This is a genomic window from Paracoccus sp. NSM (assembly GCF_052379855.1).
In the GTDB taxonomy this organism is placed as follows: domain Bacteria; phylum Pseudomonadota; class Alphaproteobacteria; order Rhodobacterales; family Rhodobacteraceae; genus Paracoccus.
In genome coordinates this window covers 101964-125947 of the sequence record NZ_JBQTCG010000007.1, presented here as the reverse complement: position 1 = coordinate 125947, position 23984 = coordinate 101964, and the positions used below count along the sequence as shown (strand labels likewise).

Sequence of the window (23984 nt, the reverse complement as noted above, 5' to 3'; positions counted from 1 at the left end):
AACCGATCACTCGGCGGTTTCTTCCTTCTTCTCGGCGATTTCCTCGCCGGTCTCCTGATCGACCATCTTCATGCCCAGACGGACCTTGCCGCGATCGTCGAAGCCCAGCAGCTTGACCTTCACCTCTTGACCCTCTTTCAGGATCTCGTTCGGGTGGGTCAGGCGGCGGTTGGCGATCTGGCTGACATGAACGAGGCCGTCACGCTTGCCGAAGAAGTTCACGAAGGCGCCGAAATCGACCAGCTTCACGACCTTGCCGGTATAGACCTTGCCCTCTTCGGGCTCTGCCACGATCGAATAGATCATGTCATAGGCCTTCTTGATCGATTCACCATTGGCCGAGGCGATCTTGATGATGCCGTCGTCGTTGATGTCGACCTTGGCGCCCGAAACCTCGACGATCTCGCGGATGACCTTGCCGCCCGAGCCGATCACTTCGCGGATCTTGTCGGTCGGAATCTGCATCGTCTCGATGCGCGGGGCATGGGCGCTGAACTCGCGGCGGCCTTCGGTCAGGGCATTCGCCATTTCCGACAGGATGTGCAGACGGCCGTCCTTGGCTTGCGCCAGGGCCTGCTCCATGATCGCGGGCGTGATGCCCTGGACCTTGATGTCCATCTGCAGCGAGGTGATGCCGTTCTCGGTGCCGGCAACCTTGAAGTCCATGTCGCCGAGGTGATCCTCGTCGCCCAGGATGTCGGTCAGAACGGCGAAGCGGCCGTCATCTTCCAGGATCAGGCCCATGGCCACACCGGCCACCGGCGCCTTCAGCGGAACGCCCGCATCCATCATCGACAGCGAGCCGCCGCAGACCGACGCCATCGAGGACGAGCCGTTCGATTCCGTGATCTCGGACACGACGCGGATCGTATAGGGGAAGTCGGTCGCGGCGGGCAGAACCGCCTGCAGCGCGCGCCAGGCCAGCTTGCCGTGGCCGATCTCGCGGCGACCGGGCGAACCCACGCGGCCAACCTCGCCGACCGAATAGGGCGGGAAGTTGTAATGCAGCAGGAAGTTCGAACGGAAATTGCCGTGCAGCGCGTCGATGATCTGTTCGTCATCGCCGGTGCCGAGCGTGGTCACGACCAGCGCCTGCGTCTCGCCACGGGTGAACAGCGACGAGCCATGCGTGCGCGGCAGGATGCCGACTTCGCTGACGATCGGGCGGACGGTCTTGTTGTCGCGGCCGTCGATGCGTGCGCCACCATTGATGATGTCGCCGCGCAGGATGTCGGATTCCAGCTTCTTGAGCGCCGAGCCCAGGTTCGGATCGGCCAGTTCTTCCTCGGACAGGGCGGCCTTGACGGCAGCCTTGGCCGCCGAGACAGCATCCTGACGGGCCGACTTGTCGCGGATCGCATAGGCGGCGCGCATGTCGGTCTCGCCCAGGGCCTTCACGCGCGCATAGATCGCGCTGTAATCGGGCGACTGGAAGTCAAAGGGCTCTTTGGCGGCGGCTTCGGCCAGGTCGATGATCAGGTCGATCACCGGCTGCATCGCCTCGTGGCCGAATTTCACGGCGCCCAGCATCTCTTCCTCGGTCAGCTCATAGGCTTCCGATTCGACCATCATCACGGCGTCTTTCGTGCCGGCGACGACCAGGTCCAGACGCTGTTCGGGGTTGTTGCGCAGCTGGTCCATGTCCTGAACCTCGGGGTTCAGCACATATTCGCCATTGGCGAAGCCGACGCGCGCGGCGCCGATCGGGCCCATGAACGGCACGCCCGAGATGGTCAGCGCGGCCGAGGCGGCGATCATCGCGACGATGTCGGGGTCATTGACCAGATCGTGCGACAGCACGGTGCACATGACCAGGACTTCGTTCTTGAAGCCCGGTGCGAACAGCGGGCGGCAGGGACGGTCGATCAGACGCGCGGTCAGCGTCTCTTTTTCCGTCGGGCGCGCCTCGCGCTTGAAGAAGCCGCCCGGAACCTTGCCGGCGGCGTAGTATTTTTCCTGATAGTGAACCGTCAGCGGGAAGAAGTCCTGCCCGGGCTTGGGTTCCTTCGCGAAGGTGACGTTGGCCATGACGCTGGTCTCGCCCAGAGTGGCGATGACGCTGCCGTCGGCCTGACGGGCAACCTTGCCCGTTTCCAGCGTGAGCGTTTCCTGGCCCCACTGGATCGATTTCTTCACTTCGTCAAACATCTGATGTCCTCTTGGGATGGTCCGGCCCTCCGGTCATCCCGTGTCATATGGCGGCCCCATTGCCGCCGACCCCAATCCTCTCGCGTCCGCCGGGGTCGAAGCGTCACGTCACAGATCGGGGCGGCATACAGGAAATCACGCCGCTTGTGAAGTGAGCCGCAGCGCCACTCGAATCAGCTGCCGAAACGCAAAACGCCCGCGACAGGGCGCGGGCGTTTCGGCAAGGCAAAGGGCTGGCGATCAGCGACGCAGGCCCAGCTTGGCGATCAGCGCGGTGTAGCGCGCTTCTTCCTTGGCCTTCAGATAGTCCAGCAGCTTGCGGCGCTGCGCGACCAGCTTCAGCAGGCCACGACGCGAGTGGTTGTCTTTCTTGTGCGTCTTGAAATGCTCGGTCAGCGTCGCAATGCGCGAGCTGAGGATCGCGACCTGCACTTCGGGGCTGCCGGTATCGCCTTCCTTGGCGCCGAATTCCTTGATGACGCGGGCTTTTTCTTCAACGGTAATCGACATCGGGTACTCCTTTCGGATCGTGGGTGAAGGCACAGGCCGGGATGTCGTCCAGCACAAGCCACTTGCTCCGGCGCCCGTCAGGGCAGCGGGATGCGCGCAGATAACCGAGAATCGGCGAAAAGGAAAGCCCCGTGGCAGCCGCTCAGTCGCGGACCGAGACGATGCGGATATCCTCGACCCTCAGGCCGCCATGCTGCAACAGGCGGCCGACGGACTGGCCGTTGACCTCCAGCAGGTAGGTGCCGTCCAGATCCTCGCGCAGGGTCAGCTGCGCGGTCGGGGCGACATGCTCGGGCAGGTGCAGTTCGATCTGGTCCTCGGCCGAATCGTAATCCGAGATGGTCGGGAAGCCCTGCGGGGACTGGCGCAGCACGAAGCTGTCCGCCCCCGCATTCCCCGAGGCGAAGTCATGCGCGCCGGGCATCAGCGTGTCGTCCCCCTCGCCCCCGTTCATCCAAACGGTTTCGGGGCCGTCATGGCCGATCAGCGCGTCATTGCCGCGCCCGCCATCCAGATCGTCGGAGCCCTCGGTCGAGACCAGCACGTCATCGCCGTCATTGCCCGACAGCCAGTCATTGCCCGGCCCGCCGAACAGCGTGTCGTCGCCCTCGCCGCCAAAGATCGTGTCGTCGCCTTCCTCGCCATGGATCAGGTCGTCGCCGCCCTGCCCGTTCAGATGGTCGTTGCCGGCGCCGCCCCAGATGATGTCGTCGCCGGCCTCGCCATAGGCGGCATCGCCCTGGACCCAGTCATCGCCGTCGCCTGCATGGATCGTGTCGTTGCCAAGCCCGCCGCGCAGGTCATCCGCGCCCGCACCGCCGCGAATCACGTCATCGCCTGCGCCGCCCATCAGCGTGTCGCCGTCATCCCCGCCGATGATCTGGCGCGGAATGGTCGGCGTGCCGTCCGGGCCGGGCATGACCGGGGGCAGATCCTCGTCATCGGGATCGGTGACGGGTTCGTCCTCGGTCGCCTCGTCATCGTCGGACTGACCGGATTCCATCATGAACGCAGCCAGCGCGAGGCCTATCAGACTGCCGATCAACAACATTGGCGGACCCTTCACCACGGGACAAAGCAACAACCGCAACCGCGCGGCCTGTCACACCATACGCCAGCAGGGCGCGCGACGAAGCAGCAAACTTAAGAAAACCTTAACCACCCGCAGAGGCGGCGCAGACGGCACGAAAAAACCCGTCGCATCGCTGCGACGGGTCCATTTCGTCCGTGATCCGCAGGGCATCCCCTGCGCGACCGGCCTCAGCCCTGACGGGCCTTGAAGCGGCGGTTGGTCTTGTTGATCACGTAAATGCGGCCCTTGCGGCGCACAACCTGACAGTCGCGGTGCCGGCTCTTGAGCGAGCGGAGCGAGTTGCGAACCTTCATCGGTCTTCTCCATCGTCGCGGCCGCTGCGCTGCCGCCTTGAAAACGAAATGCCCCCGACAATCGGCCGGGGGCGGCGAAAGAATGGTGGGCGGTACTGGGATCGAACCAGTGGCCACTACGATGTCAACGTAGTGCTCTACCGCTGAGCTAACCGCCCGTCCTCGAAGCCTTGGGCGTTCGGCCCTCTTCCTCGTGGTTGGCGATCCTATACAGAGGCCCCAAGGGGGATTCAAGACCTATCGGCAACATGTTTTTCCGGTCTATAAACATTTACGGATCACCGTCGGAAGAGACCCTTGTCCCAGGCCGAGCTGCCATTCCTGCTGAATCGCCCCGACCGCTGGAAGGCGGGTGTCATCTTTGCATCGCCCCATTCCGGCTGCCGTTATCCCGACTGGTTCCTGCGCAACACGCGATTGCCCGTTCACGCGCTGCGTTCGTCCGAGGACGCCTTTGTTGACCGGCTGATCGAATGCGCCCCCGATTTCGGCGCGGTTTCGCTGTGTTCGCTGGTGCCGCGCTGCATCGTGGACCTCAATCGCGGCACGGACGAGATCGACCCGCTGGTTGTGCGCGGCGTTCCGCGCCATCCGCTGAACCAGCGCACGCTGGCCGGGCTGGGAGTGATTCCGCGCGTCGTGTCCCAGGGCCGCGCCATCCACGAACGCCCCATCGACCGCGCCGAGGCCGAGCGCCGGATCGAGACCTGCTGGCAGCCCTATCATCAGGCGCTGGCCGCGCTGATCTCCGAGGCGCGCAAGCGATTCGGGCGCGCGATCCTGATCGACATGCATTCCATGCCCCATGACGCGCTGGCGCATCTGCAGGGTCCGCGCCCCGACATGGTGCTGGGCAATCGCCACGGGCTGTCGGCCTCGGCACGCGTGTCGGATGCGGTCTGCGCGGCGGTCGAATCGCAGGGCTGGCGCATCCGGCGCAATTCGCCCTTTTCGGGGGCCTATATCTGCGCGGCCTATGGGCGGCCCAGTCAGAACGTGCATGTCGTCCAGCTGGAAATCGACCGCTCGCTTTACATGGATGAAAAGACGATCACGCCCCGCCCCGACTTCGACGATTTCGCCGCAAGGATGCGCTGCGTGATCCGCGACCTGTCGCGGCTGGATGCCGACGAACAGGACGCCATCGCGGCCGAGTGATCAGGCGCCCTTGGGCCGAAAGGCCTTGATCCGGGCGGGGTCGGTCTCGATCCGGGCGGCGCCCGTCAGCTCCAGACAATAGGGCACGGCGGCAAAGACCGCGTCGAGGCAGGTCGCAATGGCCGAGGGCTTGCCGGGGATGGTGATGATCAGCGTCTTGCCCCGAATCGCGGCGGTCTGGCGCGACAGGATCGCGGTCGGCACCTCGCGCAGCGAGGCGCGGCGCATCTCTTCTCCGAAGCCGGGCAGCTCCTTGTCCATCACGTCGGCCACGGCCTCGGGCGTCAGGTCGCGCGGCGCAGGCCCGGTGCCGCCGGTGACAAGGATCAGGTCGGCGCCGCTATCTGCCAGATCGCGCAAGGTAGCCGCGACACCTTCGCGGCCATCGGGGATGATGTGCCGCTCGATGGACATGGGCGAGGTGATGACACCCCGCAGCCAGTCCTCGGCGCCGGGGCCGCCCTTGTCCTCGTATTCGCCCCGCGACGCGCGGTCGCTGACGGTGACGATGGCGATGCGGGCGGCCCCGTCCGTCATTTCGCCACGCGGGCGTTGCGGTTGGCGATCAGCTTCAGGCGCAGCGCGTTCAGGCGGATGAAGCCCGCCGCGTCCTTCTGATCGTATGCGCCGGCGTCATCCTCGAAGGTCACATGCGCCTCGGAGTACAGCGAATGATCCGACCAGCGCCCCACGCAGGTCGCCAGACCCTTGTAGAGCTTCAGCCGCACGGTCCCGGTGACATGCTCCTGCGATTTGTCGATCAGGGCCTGCAGCATCTCGCGCTCGGGCGAGAACCAGAAGCCGTTATAGATCAGCTCGGCATAGCGCGGCATGATCGAATCCTTCAGGTGGCCCGCGCCGCTGTCCAGGGTGATCTGCTCGATCCCGCGATGGGCTTCCAGAAGGACCGTGCCGCCCGGCGTCTCGTAGATGCCGCGCGACTTCATGCCGACAAAGCGGTTCTCGACGAAGTCCAGGCGACCGATGCCGTGCTTGCCGCCCAGCTCGTTCAGCTTGGTCAGGATCGTGGCGGGCGACATGGCCTCGCCGTTGATCGATACGGCATCACCGCGTTCGAAGCCGATCTCGATGAACTCGGGCGTGTCGGGCGCATCCTCGGGGTTCACGGTGCGCTGATAGACGTAATCGGGCGCGGCCTCGGCGGGGTTCTCAAGCGCCTTGCCCTCGCTGGACGTATGCAGCAGGTTCGCGTCCACGCTGAAGGGCGCCTCGCCGCGCTTGTCCTTGGCGATGGGGATCTGGTTCTTCTCGGCAAACTCGATCAGCTTGGTGCGCGAGGTCAGGTCCCATTCCCGCCAGGGCGCGATGACCTTGATCGACGGGTCCAACGCATAGGCGCTGAGCTCGAACCGGACCTGGTCGTTGCCCTTGCCGGTCGCGCCATGCGCCACCGCATCCGCGCCCGATTCCTGCGCGATCCGCACCAGATGCTGCGAAATCAGCGGCCGCGCGATCGAGGTGCCCAGCAGATAGAGCCCCTCATAGAGCGCATTGGCCCGGAACATCGGGAAGACGAAATCGCGCACGAATTCCTCGCGCACGTCGATGATGTGGATGTTCTCGGGCGCGATGCCCAGCATCAGAGCCTTTTCGCGCGCGGGCTCCAGCTCCTCGCCCTGGCCCAGATCGGCGGTGAAGGTCACCACCTCGCAGCCATATTCGGTCTGCAGCCATTTCAGGATGATCGAGGTATCAAGCCCCCCCGAATAGGCAAGGACGACTTTTTTCGGCGCGTCGGACATGCGGTGACCCCTTGTCGAAGTTTCCGGGGGAATACGGTGGTTTTCGCGTTGTCACAAGGGTGTGGGACGCATTAGCCTGCTGACGATTTCCATGAGGCATTCGATGCTGGCTTTTTCCATTCTGATCCACGCATTGCGACAGATTTTCGACAACCTGCGCGGCGTCTTCATCCTCGGGGCGCCGATCCTGATCCTGACCATCGCCTTGCGCGTGATTGAATACCGCACCCTCGGCCTCTTCCGGCTTGAAAATCTGGACCTGGAAGGCATGTTCGCATTTGCGCCACCGATCAACAGCGCCATGCCGACGGGTCTCATGCTCGCAGGCATGGCAGCAAACATGGTCCTCTTTCTGCTCTTTGCCGTGTCATGGCACCGCAGCATCCTGCTGGCAGAGCCGCCCCGGATGCTGGCACCCGGTCGCGCCCGGCAGGCAGGAGGCTACGCCTTGGGAGTTTTGGGTATCAGCCTTCTGGCAGTCTTGCCGATCATCGCCCTGGGGATTCCTCTGGCCATGCTGGGGCTGATCGAGACGAGCGGCCTATTCCCATCGGTCGGAAATCTTGTCGTTGAGGTTGTTGCGATGACGCTGGCACTGAGACTGGGCACAACGCTGCCTGGCGTCGCCTTGCGGCGTGATGAGCCGCTGGTGGAATCATGGCGCGCCACACGCGGTCATCTGAAGACGTTCGTGCTGCTGGCCGTCACGGCTGTCAGCGGGAAGACCGCAGCCCCATTCATCGCACTGATCATGGCAGGCACGCTGACGCATGGGGTGCTGGGCCTCATGGTGATCTCGGTCTTGCTGTCCTGCCTTGGGGGCCTGATCATGCTGTCTGTGCTTACCTCCCTCTGGGGCCACTTCGTCGAGGGTCGCGCGCTGCGCTGAACGCTTGCCAAGGCGCGCAATTCGCGGCATGGGCGGGGCATGGAAAACTTTGTCGCCTCCGTCCGTCTGGCCGAGGCCGCGCTTCGCGACCTGTTCGAGCCTACGCCCCTGCAGCGCAACGACCATCTGTCGGCGAAACATGGCGCCGACATCTGGCTCAAGCGCGAGGATCTGACGCCCGTGCGCAGCTACAAGCTGCGCGGCGCCTTCAACGCCATGCGCAAGCTGGCAAAGCCCGGCGGCGGCGGCCATTTCGTCTGCGCGAGTGCGGGCAACCACGCGCAGGGCGTGGCCTATGCCTGCCGCCATTTCGGCGCGCGCGGCACGATCTTCATGCCGGTCACGACGCCCAAGCAGAAGATCGACAAGACGCAGGTCTTCGGCGGCGACGCGGTCGAGATCGTGCTGACCGGCGACTATTTCGACCAGACACTGGCCGCCGCCCAGGCCTTCTGCGCCGAAAAGGGGGCGCAGTTCCTGTCGCCCTTCGACGCGCCCGACATCATCGAGGGGCAGGCGACCGTGGGCCTCGAGATGCTGGCCCAGCTGGGCCGCGCGCCCGATCTGGTCGTGCTGCCGGTGGGCGGCGGCGGGCTGTCGGCGGGCGTGACGAAATATCTGGCGACCCAAGCGCCCGACACGCGCTTTGCCTTTGCCGAACCGCTTGGCGGTGCCAGCCTCAAGGCCGCGTTGCAGGCCGGGGCGCCGGTCGCGCTGCCTGCGGTGGACAGCTTCGTCGATGGCGCAGCGGTGGCCCGCATCGGCGCCCTGCCCTTCGAGGCGCTGGCCCGCTTCGATCCGTCCGACGTGCATCTGGCCCCCGAGGACCGCATCTGCCGCACCATGCTGGAGATGCTGAACACCGAGGGCGTCGTGCTGGAACCCGCTGGCGCGCTGGCGCTGGACGTGCTGGGCGATCTGGGCGACCTGTCCGGCAAGACCGTGGTTGCGGTCTGTTCGGGCGGCAATTTCGACTTCGAGCGCCTGCCCGAGGTCAAGGAGCGCGCCCAACGCTGGCTGGGGATCAAGAAGTATTTCGTGCTGCGGATGCCGCAACGGCCCGGTGCGCTGCGTGATTTCCTGGACCTTCTGGGTCCGAATGACGATATCGCGCGCTTTGAGTATCTGAAGAAATCAGCGCGCAATTTCGGCTCGGTCCTGATCGGGATCGAGACTGCGGACCCGGCCAATCTGGTCGCGCTGACGGCGCGTCTGGACGGCTCGGGCTTTGCCTATCGCGACATCACCAACGACGAGATCCTGTCCGAACTGCTGGTCTGAGGCCGCGCTTTCGGAATGAACCGTCAAGTTTGATCTTTGCGGCGCGGGGCGGTTTACCGGCGCTTTACGACATCCCGTCTAAGGATGTCTCATGAAAGCCGCGAATCGCACCGCCCCTGCCCAGATGATCCCGCCAGCAGCCTTGCGGCGGACGGTTCTGCTGGTCGTCCCCGACCCCGCCGAACAGGCCGAACTGGCGGCGATCCTGCTGCATGACGGCTACGAGATCGTCGAGGCGATGACCGGCGCGGATGCGCTGGAATTATGCCTCGCGCGCGAGCCTGACATGGTGCTGGCCGACCGCGCCCTGCCCGACATGAGCGGGCTTTCGCTCTGCGCCGCCTTCCGCCGGATGGAGCGGCAGAGCCACGGTTACTTCGTTCTGATGTCGTCGGATGGCGGCGATGCCGAGATGCAGGCGGGGCTGCGCGAGGGTGTCGACGACATCCTGACCAAGCCCGTCGCACCGATGGCCCTGCGCGCCCGCCTGGCCGCAGGCGAACGCCTGCTGCGCATCGAGGAAGAGCTGAATGCCAGCAATGCCCAGCTTCGCAGCGCGATGGAGCGCCTGTCCGAGACGCAGGCCGCGATGGAACGCGACCTGCGCGAGGCGCGCAAGCTGCAACAGGGGCTGGTGCGCGAAAGGGCGGGTCGGTTCGGCATGGCCGAGGTGTCGCTGCTGCTGCGCCCCGCTGGCCATATCGGCGGTGATCTGGTCGGCTTCTTTCCGATCACCGATCAGCGCATCGGCCTTTTCGCGCTGGACGTGGCGGGGCATGGCGTGACCGCCGCGCTGCTGACGGCGCAGCTTTCGGTTCATCTGTCGGGCTCGGCCGACCAGAACGTCGCGCTGCGGGGCGCACAAAGCGGCGCGGATGCGGTGACGCCGGGCGGGCTGGCGCATTTCTTCAACACGATGATGCTCGAGGAGATGAACACCGACGGCTATTTCACGATGATCTACGGGGACCTGAACCACCGGACGGGCAAGCTGCGGATGGTGCAGGCGGGCCACCCTCATCCGGTGCTGCAACGCGCCGATGGCAGCATCCAGCGGCTGGGCAAGGGCGGCATGCCGGTGGGCGTCTTCGAACGGCCGGTCTTTGACGAATTCACCGTGACGATGCATCCGGGCGACCGGCTGCTGATCACTTCGGACGGGATCACCGAGGCCAGCACGCCGAACGGTCGCCTTCTGGGCGATGATGGGGTCGAGGCGATCATGCGCACCAACGCCTTTCTGGGCGGGGTGGCATTCCTTGAATCGATGGCGTGGTCGGTTTCGGAATATTGCCGGGGCGAGCGGCTGGACGACATGTCCGCCGTCCTGCTGGAGATGCGCGCCGATGGGGAATAAGGCGCCTCTGTCTCAGGCGACGCCAAGCTGGCGCAGGGCGCGGCGCAGCATCTGGCGCGAGCCCGGATCGACCAGCAGCTCCAGCGCCTCGGACGGGGCGACCCAATGGGCGCTGTGGCCGGGCTCGGTGGGGTCCGACCGGCGCAGGACCGGACGCGCCAGCCAGATCGCGCAGAGCTTCTCGGCATGGATGCCGTAATCGGGCATGTAGCAGAACCGCCGGTAGCGGCCCAGAAAGCGGGCGCCCTCGATGCTGTAGCCGGTTTCCTCGAAGACCTCGCGGTGCAGCGCGCGAACCGGCGATTCGCCCGGATCGATGCCGCCGCCGGGCAGCTGGAATTCGGGCTCGGGCGCGGTCTGGTGGGTCAGCAGCAGCCGCCCCTCGCGCCACAGGACGGCATAGGCGCCGGGCCTGCGCCGATAGGCGATCCGGCCAAGGGGGGGCTGTCCGAAACGGGGGGTCATGGCGTCACCTGTCGCTGTGCAGCCCCGCCATAGCAAGCGCGCCGCGAACGGGGAAGCCGTCGCCTGCCCTTGGGCTTCGTGCAAAAACGCCTATATTGGGGCGCGAACAGCCCGGCCGGGCCTATTGCGGCTGCGGGGCCAGACGCTTCAAGGAAAGATGATGCACAAGATCAACCAGATCGCCTGGGACGACACTGTCCTGCCCTTCCAGCTTGACCGATCGGACATCCGGGGGCGTGTGGCGCGGCTGGACGGGGTTCTCGACCACATCCTGACGCGGCACGATTACCCGGCGGCCGTCAGCGCGCTGGTGGCCGAACTGGCGCTGCTGACCGCGCTGATCGGCCCGATGATCAAGCTGCGCTGGAAACTGAGCCTGCAGGTGCGCGGCAATGGCGCGATCCGGACGCTTGCCGCGGATTACTACGCCCCCGCGGACGACCAGTCGCCCGCCCGCATCCGGGCCTGGGCCAGCTTTGACGCCGAAAGGCTGGACGCGCGCACCCCCTTCGATCAGATCGGCGAGGGATATTTCGCAATCCTGATCGACCAGGGTGCAGGCAGCACGCCTTATCAGGGCATCACACCGCTGGCGGGGGGCAGTCTCTCGGCCTGCGCGCAGACCTATTTTGCGCAATCCGAACAGCTTCCGACACGGTTCCAGCTGGCCTCGGGCCTGTCGCGTCAGGCGGGCGACTCCCCGGCCTGGCGGGCGGGCGGCGTGATGCTGCAGACCCTGCCCGCACAGCCGCAATCCCCCGCCGAGGGCGGCAGCGGCGAGGGTGGTCTGATCGAGGCCGCCGACATCCTGCAAGGTGCCGAATCCGAGAACTGGAACCGCGCCAACATCCTGCTGGACACGGTCGAGACGCTTGAGCTGATCGGCCCCTCGGTCGGCCCCACGGACCTGCTGCTGCGCCTCTTCCACGAGGAAGAACCCCGCGTCTATGATGCGCAACCGGTGGAGTTCGGCTGTTCCTGCACGGCGGACCGGGTGCGCGACACGCTGTCGATCTACTCGGCCAAGGACATCGCGCACATGACCACCCCCGAGGGAATCGTGACCGCCGATTGCCAGTTCTGCGGCGCGCATTACGAATTTGACCCCCGGAGCCTCGGGTTCGAGGCCACCGTGGACGCAAGCGGCAACCCCCTGACGGACAAGGCATGAGCCTTCGCTGGTCCCCCGACCTGCTGCGCCTTGCGCTGACGCGCGAGGCGGGGCCGAGTTCGGATTACGACCTCAATCCCGACGTGGCGCCGCCTTCGGGCACGCTGCGGCGGGCGGGGGTTCTGGCGGCCTTTCATGAATGCGACGGGCGGCTGGTCCTGACCAAGCGCGCCTCGGGGTTGCGGCATCATCCGGGCCAGATCGCCCTGCCCGGCGGCAAGCTGGACCCGACCGACACGGACGAAACCGCCGCCGCCCTGCGCGAGGCACGCGAGGAAATCGGGCTTCCCCCCGCGCAGGTTCAGGTTCTGGGCGCCCTGCCGCCGCACCGCACGGTGACGGGCTTTGCCGTCCTGCCGGTCGTGGCGCTGATCCGGGGCGATTTCACCCCCATCCCCGAAACCGGAGAGGTGGACGAGGTCTTCACCCTGCCCTTTGCCCATATCGCCGACCCTGGCCGTTACCGCGTCGAAAAGCGGCGCTGGCGGGGCGATTGGCGGGCCTATCACGTCGCGCCGTTCGGGCCTTATTACCTGTGGGGGGCGACGGCGCGGATGCTGCTGGGTCTGGCGGAAAGGCTGCGGCCATGACGCGACTTCCCGCAGCGATCCTCGACGATGCCGCCCTGATCCGGGTGCTGGACGCGCTGGAGGCTGACGGCGCGCGCGCTTGGCTGGTCGGCGGCGTCGTCCGCAACGCGCTTCTCGGCGAGCCGGTCAGCGATATCGACATCGCCACCGACGCCCTGCCCGAAACGGTCGTCGCCTTGGCGCAGGCGGCGGGATTGCGCGCGGTGCCGACCGGGATCGACCACGGCACCGTCACGCTGGTTGCCGAGGGGCGCGGGTTCGAGGTGACGACCTTCCGCCGCGACGTCGAGACCGACGGAAGACACGCGGTCGTGGCCTTCTCGACCGATCTGGCCGAGGACGCGGCGCGACGCGACTTCACCATCAACGCGCTTTATGCCGACCGCTCGGGCCGGGTGCTGGACCCGGTCGGCGGCCTGCCCGATCTGGCCGCGCGGCGGCTGCGTTTCGTCGGCGATCCCGACGCCCGCATCCGCGAGGATTACCTGCGCATCCTGCGCTTTTTCCGCTTTTTCGCCCAATACGGCCACGAGGCCCAGCCTCAGGCGCTGGAGGCCTGCGCCCGCCTGCGCGACGGCCTGGCCCGGATCGCCCCCGAACGCACCGGGGCCGAGATCCGCAAGCTGCTGGCAGCCCCCGCGCCCGGCGCCTCGGTCGCGCTGATGGCACGAACCGGGGTGCTGGATGTGATCCTTCCCGGCGCGAACTCCAAGCGGCTGGATGCGCTTGTCGCGACCGAACGCGCCGAGGCCGAGGCGCCTGCATGGCTGCGCCGTCTGGCGGCGCTGTTCCCGGGCGACCCGACCGCGGCGCTTCGCCTGTCGCGCCACGAATCGCGCCATTTGGCCCGCCTGCGCGAGGCCGCGCGCCTTCGCTGGTCGCTGGACGAGGCAGGCTATCGCCTGAGGGCCCCAGAGGCGCTGGACCATGCGCTGCTGCATCACGCCGACGCGCTGCCCCCTGACTGGCGCGCCCGGCTGGATCGCGCACAGGCCTCGCCGCTGCCGATCAAGGCCGCCGACCTGCCCGGACTGTCCGGCCCTGCCCTCGGTCAGGCCCTGCGCGCGGCCGAGGGCGCCTGGATCGTCTCTGGCTTCTCGCTGCCTGCGCCCGCGCTGGTCGACGCGGCGATGAATGCCGACCTGAACCCCAAGGAAACGCCATGAGCCTTCACGCCCGCCTTGGCCGCATGGTCGATGCCTTCCGTCCCGCAGACGGCCCGCCGCCACGCACTCTGCTGGCCTTCTTTCGCTGGTGCCTGTCGGGCGCATGGCCGGGCCTTGGCGTGGCGGGCGTGGCCTCGGCGATGGGCGGGGCGGCGGATGTCGTCTCGGCCATGCTGCTGGGTCTGGTCGTGGACGCGGTGGCCAGCAGCGCGCCCGGCACGTTCTGGGCTGACAATTGGGGCCTCGTGGCGGGTTTCGCGCTGTTCTTTCTGGTGATCCGCCCGGCGATCTTCGGTCTTTCGACGGCCAGTTCCAATGTGATCATCGGACCGAACATCCTGCCTCTGGTCCTGTCGCGGCTGCATCGCTGGACGATGGGCCATTCGGTCACCTTCTTCGACAACGACTTTGCAGGGCGGCTGGCGCAGAAGCAGATGCAGACCGCGCGCGCGGTCACCGATGTCGCGTCAGAGATGGTGAACGTCGTGGCCTTCGCGCTGGCCTCGGTGATCGGTTCGGCGGCGTTCCTGCTGGCGGTGGATGGCTGGGGGGCGGTGGCCTTGCTGGTCTGGCTGGCGGCCTATTTCGCGCTGATCCGGTTCTTCCTGCCGCGCATCCGGGCGAAATCGGGCGCGCGGGCCTCGGCGCGGGCGAATGTGACCGGACAGGTCGTGGACACGATCACCAACATCAAGACCGTCAAGCTGTTCGCCCATGCCGATCACGAGGATCAGGCCGCTCTGGGCGCGATGGCGGGCTTCCGCGAACGCGCGCTGGATTTCGGGGTCGTCTCGACCTGGTTCCGGCTGTCGCTGATGGTGGTGGCGGGGATCCTGCCGGTGATCCTTGTGGGCGGCGCGATCCTTCTGTGGCGCGACGGCGCGGCGACAGTGGGCGATGTCGCGGCCTCGGGTGCGATCGCGATGCGACTGTCGCAGATGACCGGCTGGGTCAGCATGGCGCTGATGGGCATGTGGGGCAATATCGGCGAGGTTGAGGACGGGATGAAGACCCTGTCGCCCCCGCATGCGCTGACGGATGCGCCGGACGCCACGGTGCTGGACCGCGTCGAGGGCGCGATCACCTTCGATGACGTGCATTTCGCCTATGGCCGCGACCAAGGGGGGATCGACGCGCTGTCCCTGTCGATCCGGCCGGGCGAGAAGATCGGCATCATCGGCGCCTCGGGGGCGGGGAAATCGACACTCGTCGCGCTGCTTCTGCGCCTTTATGATGTCGAACGCGGCGCAATCCGGATCGACGGGCACGACCTGCGCGCGGTTACGCAGGAAAGCCTGCGTCGGCAGATCGCGATGGTCACGCAGGAAACCGCGATGTTCAACCGCTCGGCCCGCGACAACATCCGCTATGGCCGCCCCGACGCGACCGAGGCGCAGATCATCGCCGCTGCCAAGGCCGCCGAGGCGCATGATTTCGTCCTGACCCTGCGCGATCACATGGGCCGCACGGGCTATGACGCGCATCTGGGCGAACGGGGCGTCAAGCTGTCGGGCGGGCAGCGCCAGCGCATTGCCTTGGCCCGCGCGATCCTGAAGGATTCGCCGATCCTCGTGCTGGACGAGGCCACCAGCGCGCTGGACAGCGAAGTCGAGGCACAGGTCCAGACCGCCCTGTCGCGCGCCATGCAGGGCAAGACCGTGCTGGCCATCGCGCATCGCCTGTCCACCATCGCCGAACTGGACCGCATCATCGTGATCGAGGATGGCCGCATCGTCGAACAGGGCCGCCATGACGATCTGCTGGCTTCAGGCGGGCGCTATGCGCGCTACTGGGCGCATCAATCGGGCGGCGTTCTGGCGCTGGACGAGGCCGCCGAATGAGCCGCTGGCGGATCGAGCGGCTTGGCCGCAAGGGCGACGGCATCGCCATCGGCGATCAGGGCCGGGCGCTTGCCCCCCTCGTCCTGCCAGGCGAGGAAATCGAGGGCGAGGCCATTGACGGCCGCATCGCCGCGCCGCGCATCCTGACGCCCTCGGGCGACCGAGTGCGGCCCCTTTGCGCGCATTACCGCGCCTGCGGGGGCTGTTCGCTGATGCATGCCTCGGACGGGTTCACGGCGGAATGGAAGCGCCAGGTCGTGATGGCCGCGCTGGCGGCCCAGGGGGTCGAGGCCCCCGCGCCCGAGCTGCATTTCTCGCCGCTGCGCTCGCGCCGGCGGGCGGTGCTGTCGGGGCGGCGCACGAAGAAGGGCGCGCTGCTGGGGTTTCACGCCCGCGCCTCCGAGGTGATCGTGGATCTGGCCGAATGCCATGTGATGCACCCGGCGATCACCGCCGCGCTGCCGCTGCTGCGCCGGATCGTCGTTGCGGGGGCCTCGCGTTCGGCCGAGGTCAGCATGACGGTGATCCACGGCCCGGCGGGGCTGGATGTGGCGGTGCGCGGCGGCAAGCCGATGGAGCCCGCGCTGTTCCAGACGCTGGCCGCACTGGCGGAAGAAGGCGATCTGGCGCGGCTGGACTGGGACGGGCAGTCGCTGACGCGCCGTCCGCCTCTGCTGCCGATGGGCCGCGCGCAGGTCGTCCCGCCGCCGGGCGCGTTCCTGCAAGCCACCCCCGAGGGCGAGGCCGCGCTGCTGTCCGAAGTGCGCGCGGCGGTCGCGGGCGCCTCGCGGATCGTGGACCTCTTTGCCGGAATCGGCACCTTCACGCTGCCCCTCGCGGCCGAGGCCGAGGTTCACGCGGTCGAGGGGCTGGCCGCGCCGCTGGCGGCGCTTGATTCGGCATGGCGGGCATCGCCGGGGCTGCGTCGGGTCACGACCGAGGTGCGCGATCTGGCCCGCAGGCCGCTGCTCAGGGATGAACTGGCCCGCCATGACGCAATCGTGATCGACCCGCCCCGCGCGGGCGCCGCAGCCCAGATGACCGAAATAGCAGCTTCGGGCGTGCGCCATCTGGTCTCGGTTTCGTGCGATCCTGTCACCTTTTCCGGAGATGCCCGCATTCTGTCCGAGGCAGGCTATCGGATCACCCGTCTGGCGGTGGTCGATCAGTTCCGGTTTTCGCCGCATGTCGAAATCGTCGCGGCGTTAACGCTTTGCTAGGCAGTGCCGTCTTAAACATGGTATCCGGAAACCACAAAAACTCAAAAGACGTCCCGAGGCAGTGATGAGCAGAACGACCCGTCGTACTTTTTCGCTATCCATGCTTGCCTTTCTGGCGGCATGCGGGTCGCCCCAACAGCCCAGAAAGTTCCAGCGCTATGACGGCCCCCCGATCACCCAGATCCAGGTGAACAAGGGCCAGCGTCGCATGCACCTGCTCAGCGGCGCGAACGTGGTGCGATCCTACGACATCAGCCTGGGCTTCCAGCCTGTCGGCCACAAGCAGTTCGAAGGCGACGGCAAGACGCCCGAGGGGGTCTATTTCATCGACCGCTTCAATCCGCGCAGCCGCTTCCACCTGTCGGCCGGGATCAATTACCCGAATGAACGCGACCGGGCCTTTGCGGCCGCGCATGGGCGCGATCCGGGCGGCGACATCTTCATCCATGGCCGCGGCCCCGAGGGGAACAACCTGTTTCCGCGTCAGCGCGACTGGACCGCGGGCTGCATCGCCGTCAGCGACGCCGAGATGGAAGAGATCTACGCGGCCATCCAGATCCGCACGCCGGTCGTCATCCTGCCCTGACCAAGCCTGCCCGCTGCACCGTGAGAAACGGCCCCGCCAAGGCGGGGCCTTTTGCGTCCGGCCTCAATTGCCGGTCAGCAGCGTCCACCAGACCTTGCCCGAAGGTTCCTGATACCAGGCAAAGCCCAGTTGCGTCGCGGCAGGGTCCATGATCACGTCACGGGTCTCTCGCACGCCCATCCAGGCGGACAGCGTCTGGATGTCGTTCTCGAAGGATTCCGAGATGTTCTCGCCCACCAGGTTGCCGGAATAGCCCTGCCGCCGGGCACGGTCCACGGGCGACGAGCCGTCAGAACCCCAGTGCCAGGCGCGGTTCTGGGCCGACATGTCGCGGGAATGCGCCATGGCGGCAGCCGACAATTGCTGGTTCAGCGTCAGGGGTTGCAGCGAGATGTTGCCGCGCAGGATGTTGATCTGCTGCAACACTCTCTGGGGAATCGCAGCAGCCTCGAATTCGCTGATCTGGCCCGGGATCTCGGGCTCGGCTGCGGCCGGCTGGATCGGGGGTGCCACGTAGCGGGGCGCACAGCCCGCCATGACCAGCATGCAGACCAAGGAAATCGTTTTTGTTTTCAACATTCTTGCTTGTCTCCCGCCCGATCCTTCCGACAGATGTAACGAATAGCCGCGCGGGCTTCAAATCCAACTCTGCGTGAGGGCCGAAGGAAGATACGCCCGGGCGGCTGACGGCGGAGTGAATTGCCGGAATCACCTGCGCGGTTTAGCGTTTCGGGCATCAGAACCATCGGAATCGGCAAGCGCGCCATCAGAGCGCGCCCGAATGCAGGACATGAGACGATGAGCAATTCACCTTCTTTCAACCGCCGCGCCTTCATCGGCTCGGTGGCGGCTGTCGGCGCGGCGGGCCTGGCCGTTCCGGCGCTGGCGCAATTCGCCGAACCGATCCCCGCGGCTGCCCCTGTCAGCGCCGGACCGCAGCACAACATCTCGAGCTTCCGGATGCAGGACTGGCGGCCCTACTTCCAGAACCTGAGCAACGGCGCGGTGCTGTGCGACCTGAAATCGCGGGCGCTGCACTTCTGGTCCGAGGATGAGCAGACCTACCGTCTGTATCCCTCGTCGATCCCCGTCAGCGACGACCTGACCCGCACTGGTCGGACCGAGATCATCCGCAAGGTCGAAGGCCCCTCATGGGCGCCGACGCCCGCAATGAAAGAGCGCAACCCCGACTGGCCCGATTTCGTGCCGCCGGGTCCGGACAATCCGCTTGGCACCCATGCCCTGTGGCTGACCTGGGAGTATTATCGCATCCATGGCACCCATGACACGCGCAAGATCGGGCGCCCGTCCTCGAACGGTTGCATCGGGCTTTATAACGAGCACATCGCCGAGCTTTACAACCTGACCAAGATCGGCACGCAGGTCCTGATCATCTGAGACGAAAAAGGGGGCCTTTGCGGCCCCCTTTTGCGTGTCGTCGGCAGGATCAGACCCAGCCCGCGATGTTCTCGCGCACGACGTTCAGCATCACCTCGATATGGGCGGGGTCGTCGTTCAGGCAGGGAATATAGGTGAATTCGTGGCCCCCCGCCTCTTCGAAGCTCTCCTGGATCTCGCCATTGATCTCTTCCAGGGTCTCAATGCAATCGGACGAGAAGGCGGGCGAGATCACGGCGATCTCGGTGATGCCCTGCTTGGCCAGTTCGGCCACATGCTCGACCGTGTAGGGGCGCAGCCATTCCTCGCGGCCAAAGACCGACTGAAAGGTCGTGTCGATCACCCCATCGGGCCAACCCAGTTCCTCTTTCAGCAGGCGCGAGGTCTTCTGGCACTGGCAATGATAGGGGTCGCCCTGCATCAGATAGCGCTGCGGCATCCCGTGATAGCTGGCCACCAGCTTGCGCGGGATCTTGTCGCCAAGCGCGCGGCGCACGCTGTCGGCCAGCGCCTTGATGTAGTCAGGCCGGTTCACATAGGGTTCCACCGTGCGGACGGCGGGTTGCCAGGTCTGCTGCATCAGCGCCCGGAACAGCTGGTCATTCGCCGTGGCCGAGGTCGGCCCCGCATATTGCGGATAAAGCGGCAGGAACACGATCCGGCGGCAGCCCGCCTTGACCATGCGGTCCACGACCTCGTGGGTCGAGGGGTTGCCGTAGCGCATGCAGAATTCGACCATGACCTGATCGCCCCATTCCTGATGCGCGCGGGCGCGCAGCATCTCGGTCTGGGATTTGGTGATCGTCATCAGCGGGCTTTCATTCGCCTCGTGGTTCCAGATCAGCTTGTAGTTCGCCCCCGAGGTGAAGGGCCGCTTGGTCAGGATCACCAGTTGCAGCAGCGGCTGCCAGATCAGGCGGTTGATGTCGATGACGCGGCGGTCCGACAGGAACTCGTTCAGGTAGCGGCGCATCGACCAGTAATCATAGCCGTCCGGCGTTCCCAGATTGGCGATCAGAATGCCGGTCTTGGCGGGAAGGACCCGGGGATGGTCGGCGGGCAGAGGACTGGTGGTCATTTCTGTTGCTTCCTGATGTCGTTCAAGGCGTCTGCCAGGGATGTCTGCGCCGAGCCGGGACGCAGCGGTTTGGGCTGGCTGTCCGAGGGCGCCCAGCCCGTCAGAAAGACCAGATCGAATGTGACGGCAACACGGGACGGATCGTCGCGGTCGGGGTGGTGGGTTGCCAGATGGGCGGCGGCGCGGGCCAGCACCTCGCGCCGGGTCGGGCGGCGCAGGCGGGCGGCCATGGCATTGCCCTCGCCCATGGCGCGCAGGTCGCGGGCCAGGTGGAACAGGTCGCGATAGCTGGCGCGTTGGCTGAAGCCGTCGGCCACCGGCAGCGCCAGCCCCGCGCGTTGCAGCAGCGCGCCCAGATCGCGGATCTCGCCCATGGGCAGGATGCGGGGCGACAGGCCGCCGGTCACCTCGGCCTCGGCCTGGGCCAAGGCTGCACGCAATTCGTGCAGCGTCTGATTGCCGAAGCAGACGCCCAGGAACAGCCCGTCCTCGCGCAGCGCGCGGCGCGCCTGCACGATCTGGCCCACCGGATCGTCGGCCCAGTGCAGGCACAGCGCATGGATCACCAGATCATGCGCGCCAGGGGCAAGGTCCAGGCGGTCCTCGTCCGCCACGACCCGCGCCTGCGGAAAGCGCGAGGCCCAGACGTCGGGAAAACCCGTCACGATGGCGGGGGCCGTAAACGTCCTGTTAACCTCGGCCAGCCTATCCTCGATCTCGTCCGCAGCGATCTGGTGGAACAGGTCGGCATGGCCCATGCGTCGCGCGCGGGCGCGATTGCGGACAAGGGCCGCGCGGTCGGTCAGAGGGGGGCGTTGATCGGTGGGGCTGCTCATGGGGCTGGAACATAGGCTTCTTTCGGGGGCGGTTAAAGCGGGCTTGGCGCTGATCTATCCGCCGCAATGCCTGTCATGCGGCGAAACCGTGGCGCATGGCGGGGGGGCGGTCCATCTGTGCCCGGTCTGCTGGCCGGATGCGGTCTTTGTGGGCGCAACCTGTTGCGATGCCTGCGGCACGCCCCTGCCCGGCGATCCGGCGCCCGACCTGCAATGCGACGATTGCCTGCGCCTGCCCCGCCCGTGGGATCGTGGGCGCGCGGCGCTGGTCTATGGCGGCACGGGGCGCAAGCTGGTCCTGGCGCTGAAACATGCCGACCGGCCGGATCTGGCGCCGGCGCTTGGGCTGTGGCTGGCGCGGGCGGCGGCCGATCTGGTCGCGCCGGGCATGGTCGTGGCGCCGGTGCCGCTGCATCTGCGGCGGATGCTACGGCGCAAATACAATCAGGCCGAATTGCTGGCCGCAGCCGTCGCGAAGCATCACGGGCTGGACCATCAGCCCCGGCTTCTGCGGCGCGTCCGGCACACGGACGGACAGGATCACCGTAGCGTCATGGACCGCCACGCCAATGTCGCGGGGGCGCTGGCCGTCGATCCGGCGCGGGCCGCGCAGTTGCGGGGGCGGCCGGTCCTGCTGATCGACGACGTGATGACCTCGGGCGCGACCTTGGCCGAGGCGACCGAGCGTCTGTCCGAGGCCGGGCTGGGTCCGATCTCGGTCGCGGTTCTGGCGCGGGCGGTCAAGGATGCCTAGATAGGGACCGAAACAGCATCGGACCCGACATGAGCATCGAGATCTACACGACCCGCACCTGCCCCTTTTGCCACCGCGCCAAGGCGCTGCTGGATCAGAAAGGCGCGCGCTATACCGAAATCGACGTGGGCGCCGACCCCTCGCTGCGCGACGCGATGACCCGGCGCGCAGGCGGCAAGCGCACCGTGCCGCAGATCTTCGTGGGCCAGACCCATGTCGGCGGCTGCGATGACCTTTACGCGATGGAGCGCGCGGGCAAGCTGGACCAGCTGCTGAAGGGCGCGGCGTGAACCCGCCCTCGTCCCTGACCGTCGGGCTGGTGCAGCTGACGGTCGGGGACGACCCGGCCCTGAACCTGCCCGCCACGCTGGACCTGATACGGCAGGCGGTGGCGCAGGGCGCGCGGTTGGTCCTGACACCCGAGGCCACGAACCTGCTGTCGCCCGATCGCGCCCATCAGGCGCGCCTGTTGCGCCCCGAGGCCGATGACCTGACGCTGGCCGCCCTGCGCGCCGAGGCACGGGCGCTTGGCATCTGGCTGCTGATCGGCTCGCTGGCGCTCAAGACCGATGACGCCGAGGGGCGCTTTGCCAATCGCAGCCTGCTGATCGCGCCCGATGGCGGGATCGTCGCGCGTTATGACAAGCTGCACATGTTCGACGTGACGATCAGCGACACGGAATCCTATCGCGAAAGCGCTGCCTACCGTCCCGGGGACCGCGCGGTCCTGACGCATGTGGACGGGGTCGGGCTGGGCCTCAGCATCTGCTACGACCTGCGCTTTCCGCATCTTTACCGTCGGCTGGCGCAGGCGGGGGCGAGCATCCTGACCGTGCCCTCGGCCTTCAACCCCACCACCGGCGCCGCCCATTGGGAGGTTCTGCTGCGCGCCCGCGCGATCGAGACCGGTTGCTTCGTGCTGGCGCCCGCGCAATGCGGTACCCATCCCGCGCCCCACAGCCCGGACCGCCCCTCACGCCGCAGCCACGGCCACAGCCTGGTCGTGGCACCCTGGGGCGAGGTGCTGGCCGATGGCGGAACAGGGCCGGGCATGGTGATGGTTTCGCTTGACCTTCAGGCGGTTGACAGGGCACGGTCCCGCATCCCTTCCCTGCTCCATGATCGACCCTTTGCCGGTCCCGAAGGCCATGACGACCCAAGCGCCCACCCCTGACCATCCGGAAGCCGCCGACCGGCTGGCCGCCAGCCTTTTTGCCGAGCTGCTGATCGCAGAGCAATTGTCACGCGACCTGATCGGGGGCGCGTTGCCGCGGGGCATGCAGATCTCGCATTTCTCGGTGCTGAACCTTTTGGCGCATGTGAACGAGGAACGCACACCGGCACAGCTGGCCGAGGCGTTTCACGTCACGCGCGGCGCGATGACGAACACGCTGTCGCGGCTGGAATGGGCGGGGCATATCCATATCCGCCCCGACTGGGACGATGCGCGGCGCAAGTTCGTGTCGCTCAGCCCGGCGGGGCGGGCGGCGCGCGATGCGGCGCTGTCATCCTTCATGCCCGCCATCGCGGGGATCGTCCGCGATATCGGCGTGGACCGGGTGCGCGTGGCGCTGCCGGTCCTGCGCGAATTGCGCCGCAGGCTGGAACAGCAGGCCTAGCGGCGCGCCGTCAGAAGGTAGTTCACCGACAGGTCGCGATCCGACAGCCGCCAGCCGAAGGTCAGCGGGTTGAAGACCATGCCGCGCCGGTCGGCCACCCGCAGGCCGGCCCCCTTGACCAGCCCCGCCAGTTCGTCCGGGGTGATGAAGCGCTGCCAGTCATGGGTGCCGCGCGGCAGCCAGCGCATCACCCATTCCGCCCCGATGATCGCGGCGGCAAAGCTGCGCGCGGTGCGGTTCAGCGTGGACAGGATCAGCAGCCCGCCCGGCTTCAGCAGCGATTGGCAGGTGGCGACGAAGCCCGCCGGGTCGTTCACATGCTCGATGATCTCGAGCGCAAGGACGATGTCGTAACGCTCGCCCTGATCGGCCAGCGTCTCGGCGGTGGTGGCGCGGTAATCGATGGCAAGGCCCTGCGCCTCGGCGTGCAGGCGCGCGATGGCGATGTTGCCCGCCGCCGCATCCGCGCCCGTGACATCCGCGCCCAGACGCGCCATCGGCTCGGACACAAGCCCGCCGCCGCAGCCGATATCCAGCAGCCTGAGCCCCGCCAGAGGCGCCTGCGCTTTTTGGTCGCGCCCGAATTCGGCCGCGATCTGGGCGGTGACATAGTCCAGACGCAGCGGATTCATCAGGTGCAGCGGGCGGAACTTGCCGTTCGGGTCCCACCATTCCGCTGCCATCGCCTCGAATTTGGCGATCTCTGCCTGATCGACGCTGGCGCTGGTCTGGGACATCGAAGTCATGGGCGGTCCTTCTGGCGGGCGG

At 66.9% G+C, this 23984-nt stretch carries 26 protein-coding genes and 1 tRNA gene; 15 read left to right on the top strand and 12 right to left on the bottom strand.

Going from position 1 to position 23984, the window contains the following annotated elements; genetic code table 11:
• Nucleotides 1–6: 6 nt before the first annotated feature.
• From pnp to ACTZWU_RS11975, 5 genes are all read right to left on the bottom strand, one after another.
• A complete protein-coding gene (pnp, locus tag ACTZWU_RS11995) occupies nt 7–2148 on the bottom strand; it encodes a polyribonucleotide nucleotidyltransferase (RefSeq protein WP_444737595.1) in 2142 nt (713 codons plus the stop codon).
• A gap of 240 nt (nt 2149–2388) precedes the next feature.
• On the bottom strand, nt 2389–2658 hold the full coding sequence (gene rpsO / locus ACTZWU_RS11990; protein ID WP_444737594.1) for a 30S ribosomal protein S15: 270 nt from the start codon (nt 2656–2658) through the stop codon (nt 2389–2391).
• 142 nt (nt 2659–2800) lie between these two features.
• The gene (locus tag ACTZWU_RS11985) at nt 2801–3664 is read right to left on the bottom strand and encodes a calcium-binding protein (protein WP_444737593.1); all 864 of its coding nucleotides are present in this window, start codon (nt 3662–3664) and stop codon (nt 2801–2803) included.
• A gap of 254 nt (nt 3665–3918) precedes the next feature.
• Nucleotides 3919–4044, bottom strand: a complete 126-nt coding sequence (gene ykgO / locus ACTZWU_RS11980) for a type B 50S ribosomal protein L36 (protein WP_042245282.1) — start codon at nt 4042–4044, stop codon at nt 3919–3921.
• Between the two features lie 83 nt (nt 4045–4127).
• Nucleotides 4128–4202: transfer RNA gene (locus ACTZWU_RS11975), tRNA-Val, on the bottom strand.
• A gap of 139 nt (nt 4203–4341) precedes the next feature.
• Here ACTZWU_RS11975 and ACTZWU_RS11970 point away from each other — a divergent pair.
• Nucleotides 4342–5202, top strand: coding sequence for an N-formylglutamate amidohydrolase (locus tag ACTZWU_RS11970; protein ID WP_444737592.1), 861 nt, complete (start codon nt 4342–4344; stop codon nt 5200–5202).
• On the opposite strand, the gene mog is transcribed toward ACTZWU_RS11970, so the two are convergent.
• Both mog and ACTZWU_RS11960 read right to left on the bottom strand, forming a co-directional pair.
• The gene (mog, locus tag ACTZWU_RS11965; RefSeq protein WP_444737591.1) at nt 5203–5739 is read right to left on the bottom strand and encodes a molybdopterin adenylyltransferase; all 537 of its coding nucleotides are present in this window, start codon (nt 5737–5739) and stop codon (nt 5203–5205) included.
• On the bottom strand, nt 5736–6965 hold the full coding sequence (locus ACTZWU_RS11960; protein WP_444737590.1) for an argininosuccinate synthase: 1230 nt from the start codon (nt 6963–6965) through the stop codon (nt 5736–5738). Before ACTZWU_RS11960 ends, mog begins: the two co-directional genes overlap by 4 nt.
• 103 nt (nt 6966–7068) lie before the next feature.
• Between ACTZWU_RS11960 and ACTZWU_RS11955 the strand changes: the two genes are divergently transcribed.
• The 3 genes from ACTZWU_RS11955 to ACTZWU_RS11945 all read left to right on the top strand — a co-directional run bounded on the left by ACTZWU_RS11955 (nt 7069) and on the right by ACTZWU_RS11945 (nt 10492).
• On the top strand, nt 7069–7854 hold the full coding sequence (locus ACTZWU_RS11955; protein WP_444737589.1) for a hypothetical protein: 786 nt from the start codon (nt 7069–7071) through the stop codon (nt 7852–7854).
• Between the two features lie 39 nt (nt 7855–7893).
• Nucleotides 7894–9135, top strand: a complete 1242-nt coding sequence (ilvA, locus tag ACTZWU_RS11950) for a threonine ammonia-lyase IlvA (protein ID WP_444737588.1) — start codon at nt 7894–7896, stop codon at nt 9133–9135.
• A gap of 91 nt (nt 9136–9226) precedes the next feature.
• Complete coding sequence (locus tag ACTZWU_RS11945) at nt 9227–10492, top strand: PP2C family protein-serine/threonine phosphatase (RefSeq protein WP_444737587.1); 1266 nt, start codon at nt 9227–9229, stop codon at nt 10490–10492.
• 12 nt (nt 10493–10504) lie between these two features.
• Here ACTZWU_RS11945 and ACTZWU_RS11940 read toward each other — a convergent pair whose 3' ends face one another.
• Nucleotides 10505–10957, bottom strand: coding sequence for an NUDIX domain-containing protein (locus ACTZWU_RS11940; RefSeq protein ID WP_444737586.1), 453 nt, complete (start codon nt 10955–10957; stop codon nt 10505–10507).
• 160 nt (nt 10958–11117) lie between these two features.
• On the opposite strand from ACTZWU_RS11940, the gene hslO reads away from it, so the two are divergent.
• The 6 genes from hslO to ACTZWU_RS11910 all read left to right on the top strand — a co-directional run bounded on the left by hslO (nt 11118) and on the right by ACTZWU_RS11910 (nt 17531).
• Nucleotides 11118–12128, top strand: a complete 1011-nt coding sequence (gene hslO, locus ACTZWU_RS11935; RefSeq protein ID WP_444737585.1) for an Hsp33 family molecular chaperone HslO — start codon at nt 11118–11120, stop codon at nt 12126–12128.
• A complete protein-coding gene (locus ACTZWU_RS11930; protein WP_444737584.1) occupies nt 12125–12718 on the top strand; it encodes an NUDIX hydrolase in 594 nt (197 codons plus the stop codon). The genes hslO and ACTZWU_RS11930 overlap by 4 nt, the downstream gene beginning before the upstream one ends.
• Complete coding sequence (locus tag ACTZWU_RS11925; protein ID WP_444737583.1) at nt 12715–13884, top strand: CCA tRNA nucleotidyltransferase; 1170 nt, start codon at nt 12715–12717, stop codon at nt 13882–13884. The genes ACTZWU_RS11930 and ACTZWU_RS11925 overlap by 4 nt, the downstream gene beginning before the upstream one ends.
• Complete coding sequence (locus tag ACTZWU_RS11920; RefSeq protein WP_444737582.1) at nt 13881–15725, top strand: ABC transporter ATP-binding protein; 1845 nt, start codon at nt 13881–13883, stop codon at nt 15723–15725. Before ACTZWU_RS11925 ends, ACTZWU_RS11920 begins: the two co-directional genes overlap by 4 nt.
• Nucleotides 15722–16945: a class I SAM-dependent RNA methyltransferase gene (locus tag ACTZWU_RS11915; RefSeq protein WP_444737581.1), complete on the top strand. Its 1224-nt coding sequence runs from the start codon at nt 15722–15724 to the stop codon at nt 16943–16945. Before ACTZWU_RS11920 ends, ACTZWU_RS11915 begins: the two co-directional genes overlap by 4 nt.
• Before the next feature lie 64 nt (nt 16946–17009).
• Nucleotides 17010–17531, top strand: coding sequence for a L,D-transpeptidase family protein (locus tag ACTZWU_RS11910; protein ID WP_444737580.1), 522 nt, complete (start codon nt 17010–17012; stop codon nt 17529–17531).
• A 63-nt stretch (nt 17532–17594) separates the two neighbouring features.
• Here the strand turns inward: ACTZWU_RS11910 and dalA are convergent, their stop codons facing one another.
• Nucleotides 17595–18110 carry a divisome-associated lipoprotein DalA gene (gene dalA, locus ACTZWU_RS11905; RefSeq protein ID WP_444737579.1) on the bottom strand — a complete coding sequence of 172 codons (516 nt, stop codon included), beginning with the start codon at nt 18108–18110 and terminating at the stop codon, nt 17595–17597.
• Between the two features lie 219 nt (nt 18111–18329).
• Here dalA and ACTZWU_RS11900 point away from each other — a divergent pair, with 219 nt between their 5' ends.
• Complete coding sequence (locus ACTZWU_RS11900) at nt 18330–18929, top strand: L,D-transpeptidase (protein ID WP_444737578.1); 600 nt, start codon at nt 18330–18332, stop codon at nt 18927–18929.
• A gap of 49 nt (nt 18930–18978) precedes the next feature.
• Here the strand turns inward: ACTZWU_RS11900 and hemH are convergent, their stop codons facing one another.
• Together hemH and ACTZWU_RS11890 are read right to left on the bottom strand one after the other, a co-directional pair.
• Entirely contained in the window at nt 18979–20007 is a 1029-nt protein-coding gene (hemH, locus tag ACTZWU_RS11895) for a ferrochelatase (RefSeq protein ID WP_444737577.1), read from the bottom strand.
• On the bottom strand, nt 20004–20843 hold the full coding sequence (locus ACTZWU_RS11890; RefSeq protein WP_444737576.1) for a methyltransferase domain-containing protein: 840 nt from the start codon (nt 20841–20843) through the stop codon (nt 20004–20006). Before ACTZWU_RS11890 ends, hemH begins: the two co-directional genes overlap by 4 nt.
• Between ACTZWU_RS11890 and ACTZWU_RS11885 the strand changes: the two genes are divergently transcribed.
• From ACTZWU_RS11885 to ACTZWU_RS11870, 4 genes are read left to right on the top strand one after another with little or no spacing between them, the layout of a single operon-like run.
• Entirely contained in the window at nt 20842–21597 is a 756-nt protein-coding gene (locus ACTZWU_RS11885; RefSeq protein ID WP_444737575.1) for a ComF family protein, read from the top strand. The two genes, ACTZWU_RS11890 and ACTZWU_RS11885, sit on opposite strands and share 2 nt — an antisense overlap.
• Before the next feature lie 29 nt (nt 21598–21626).
• Nucleotides 21627–21887 (top strand): glutaredoxin 3, encoded by a 261-nt coding sequence (grxC, locus tag ACTZWU_RS11880; protein ID WP_444737574.1) that lies wholly within the window; start codon nt 21627–21629, stop codon nt 21885–21887.
• A gap of 14 nt (nt 21888–21901) precedes the next feature.
• A complete protein-coding gene (locus ACTZWU_RS11875) occupies nt 21902–22771 on the top strand; it encodes a carbon-nitrogen hydrolase family protein (protein WP_444737603.1) in 870 nt (289 codons plus the stop codon).
• Entirely contained in the window at nt 22746–23216 is a 471-nt protein-coding gene (locus tag ACTZWU_RS11870) for a MarR family winged helix-turn-helix transcriptional regulator (protein WP_444737573.1), read from the top strand. Before ACTZWU_RS11875 ends, ACTZWU_RS11870 begins: the two co-directional genes overlap by 26 nt.
• Here the strand turns inward: ACTZWU_RS11870 and ubiG are convergent.
• Nucleotides 23213–23953, bottom strand: coding sequence for a bifunctional 2-polyprenyl-6-hydroxyphenol methylase/3-demethylubiquinol 3-O-methyltransferase UbiG (gene ubiG / locus ACTZWU_RS11865; RefSeq protein WP_444737602.1), 741 nt, complete (start codon nt 23951–23953; stop codon nt 23213–23215). The genes ACTZWU_RS11870 and ubiG overlap by 4 nt on opposite strands.
• Between the last annotated feature and the right edge of the window lie 31 nt (nt 23954–23984).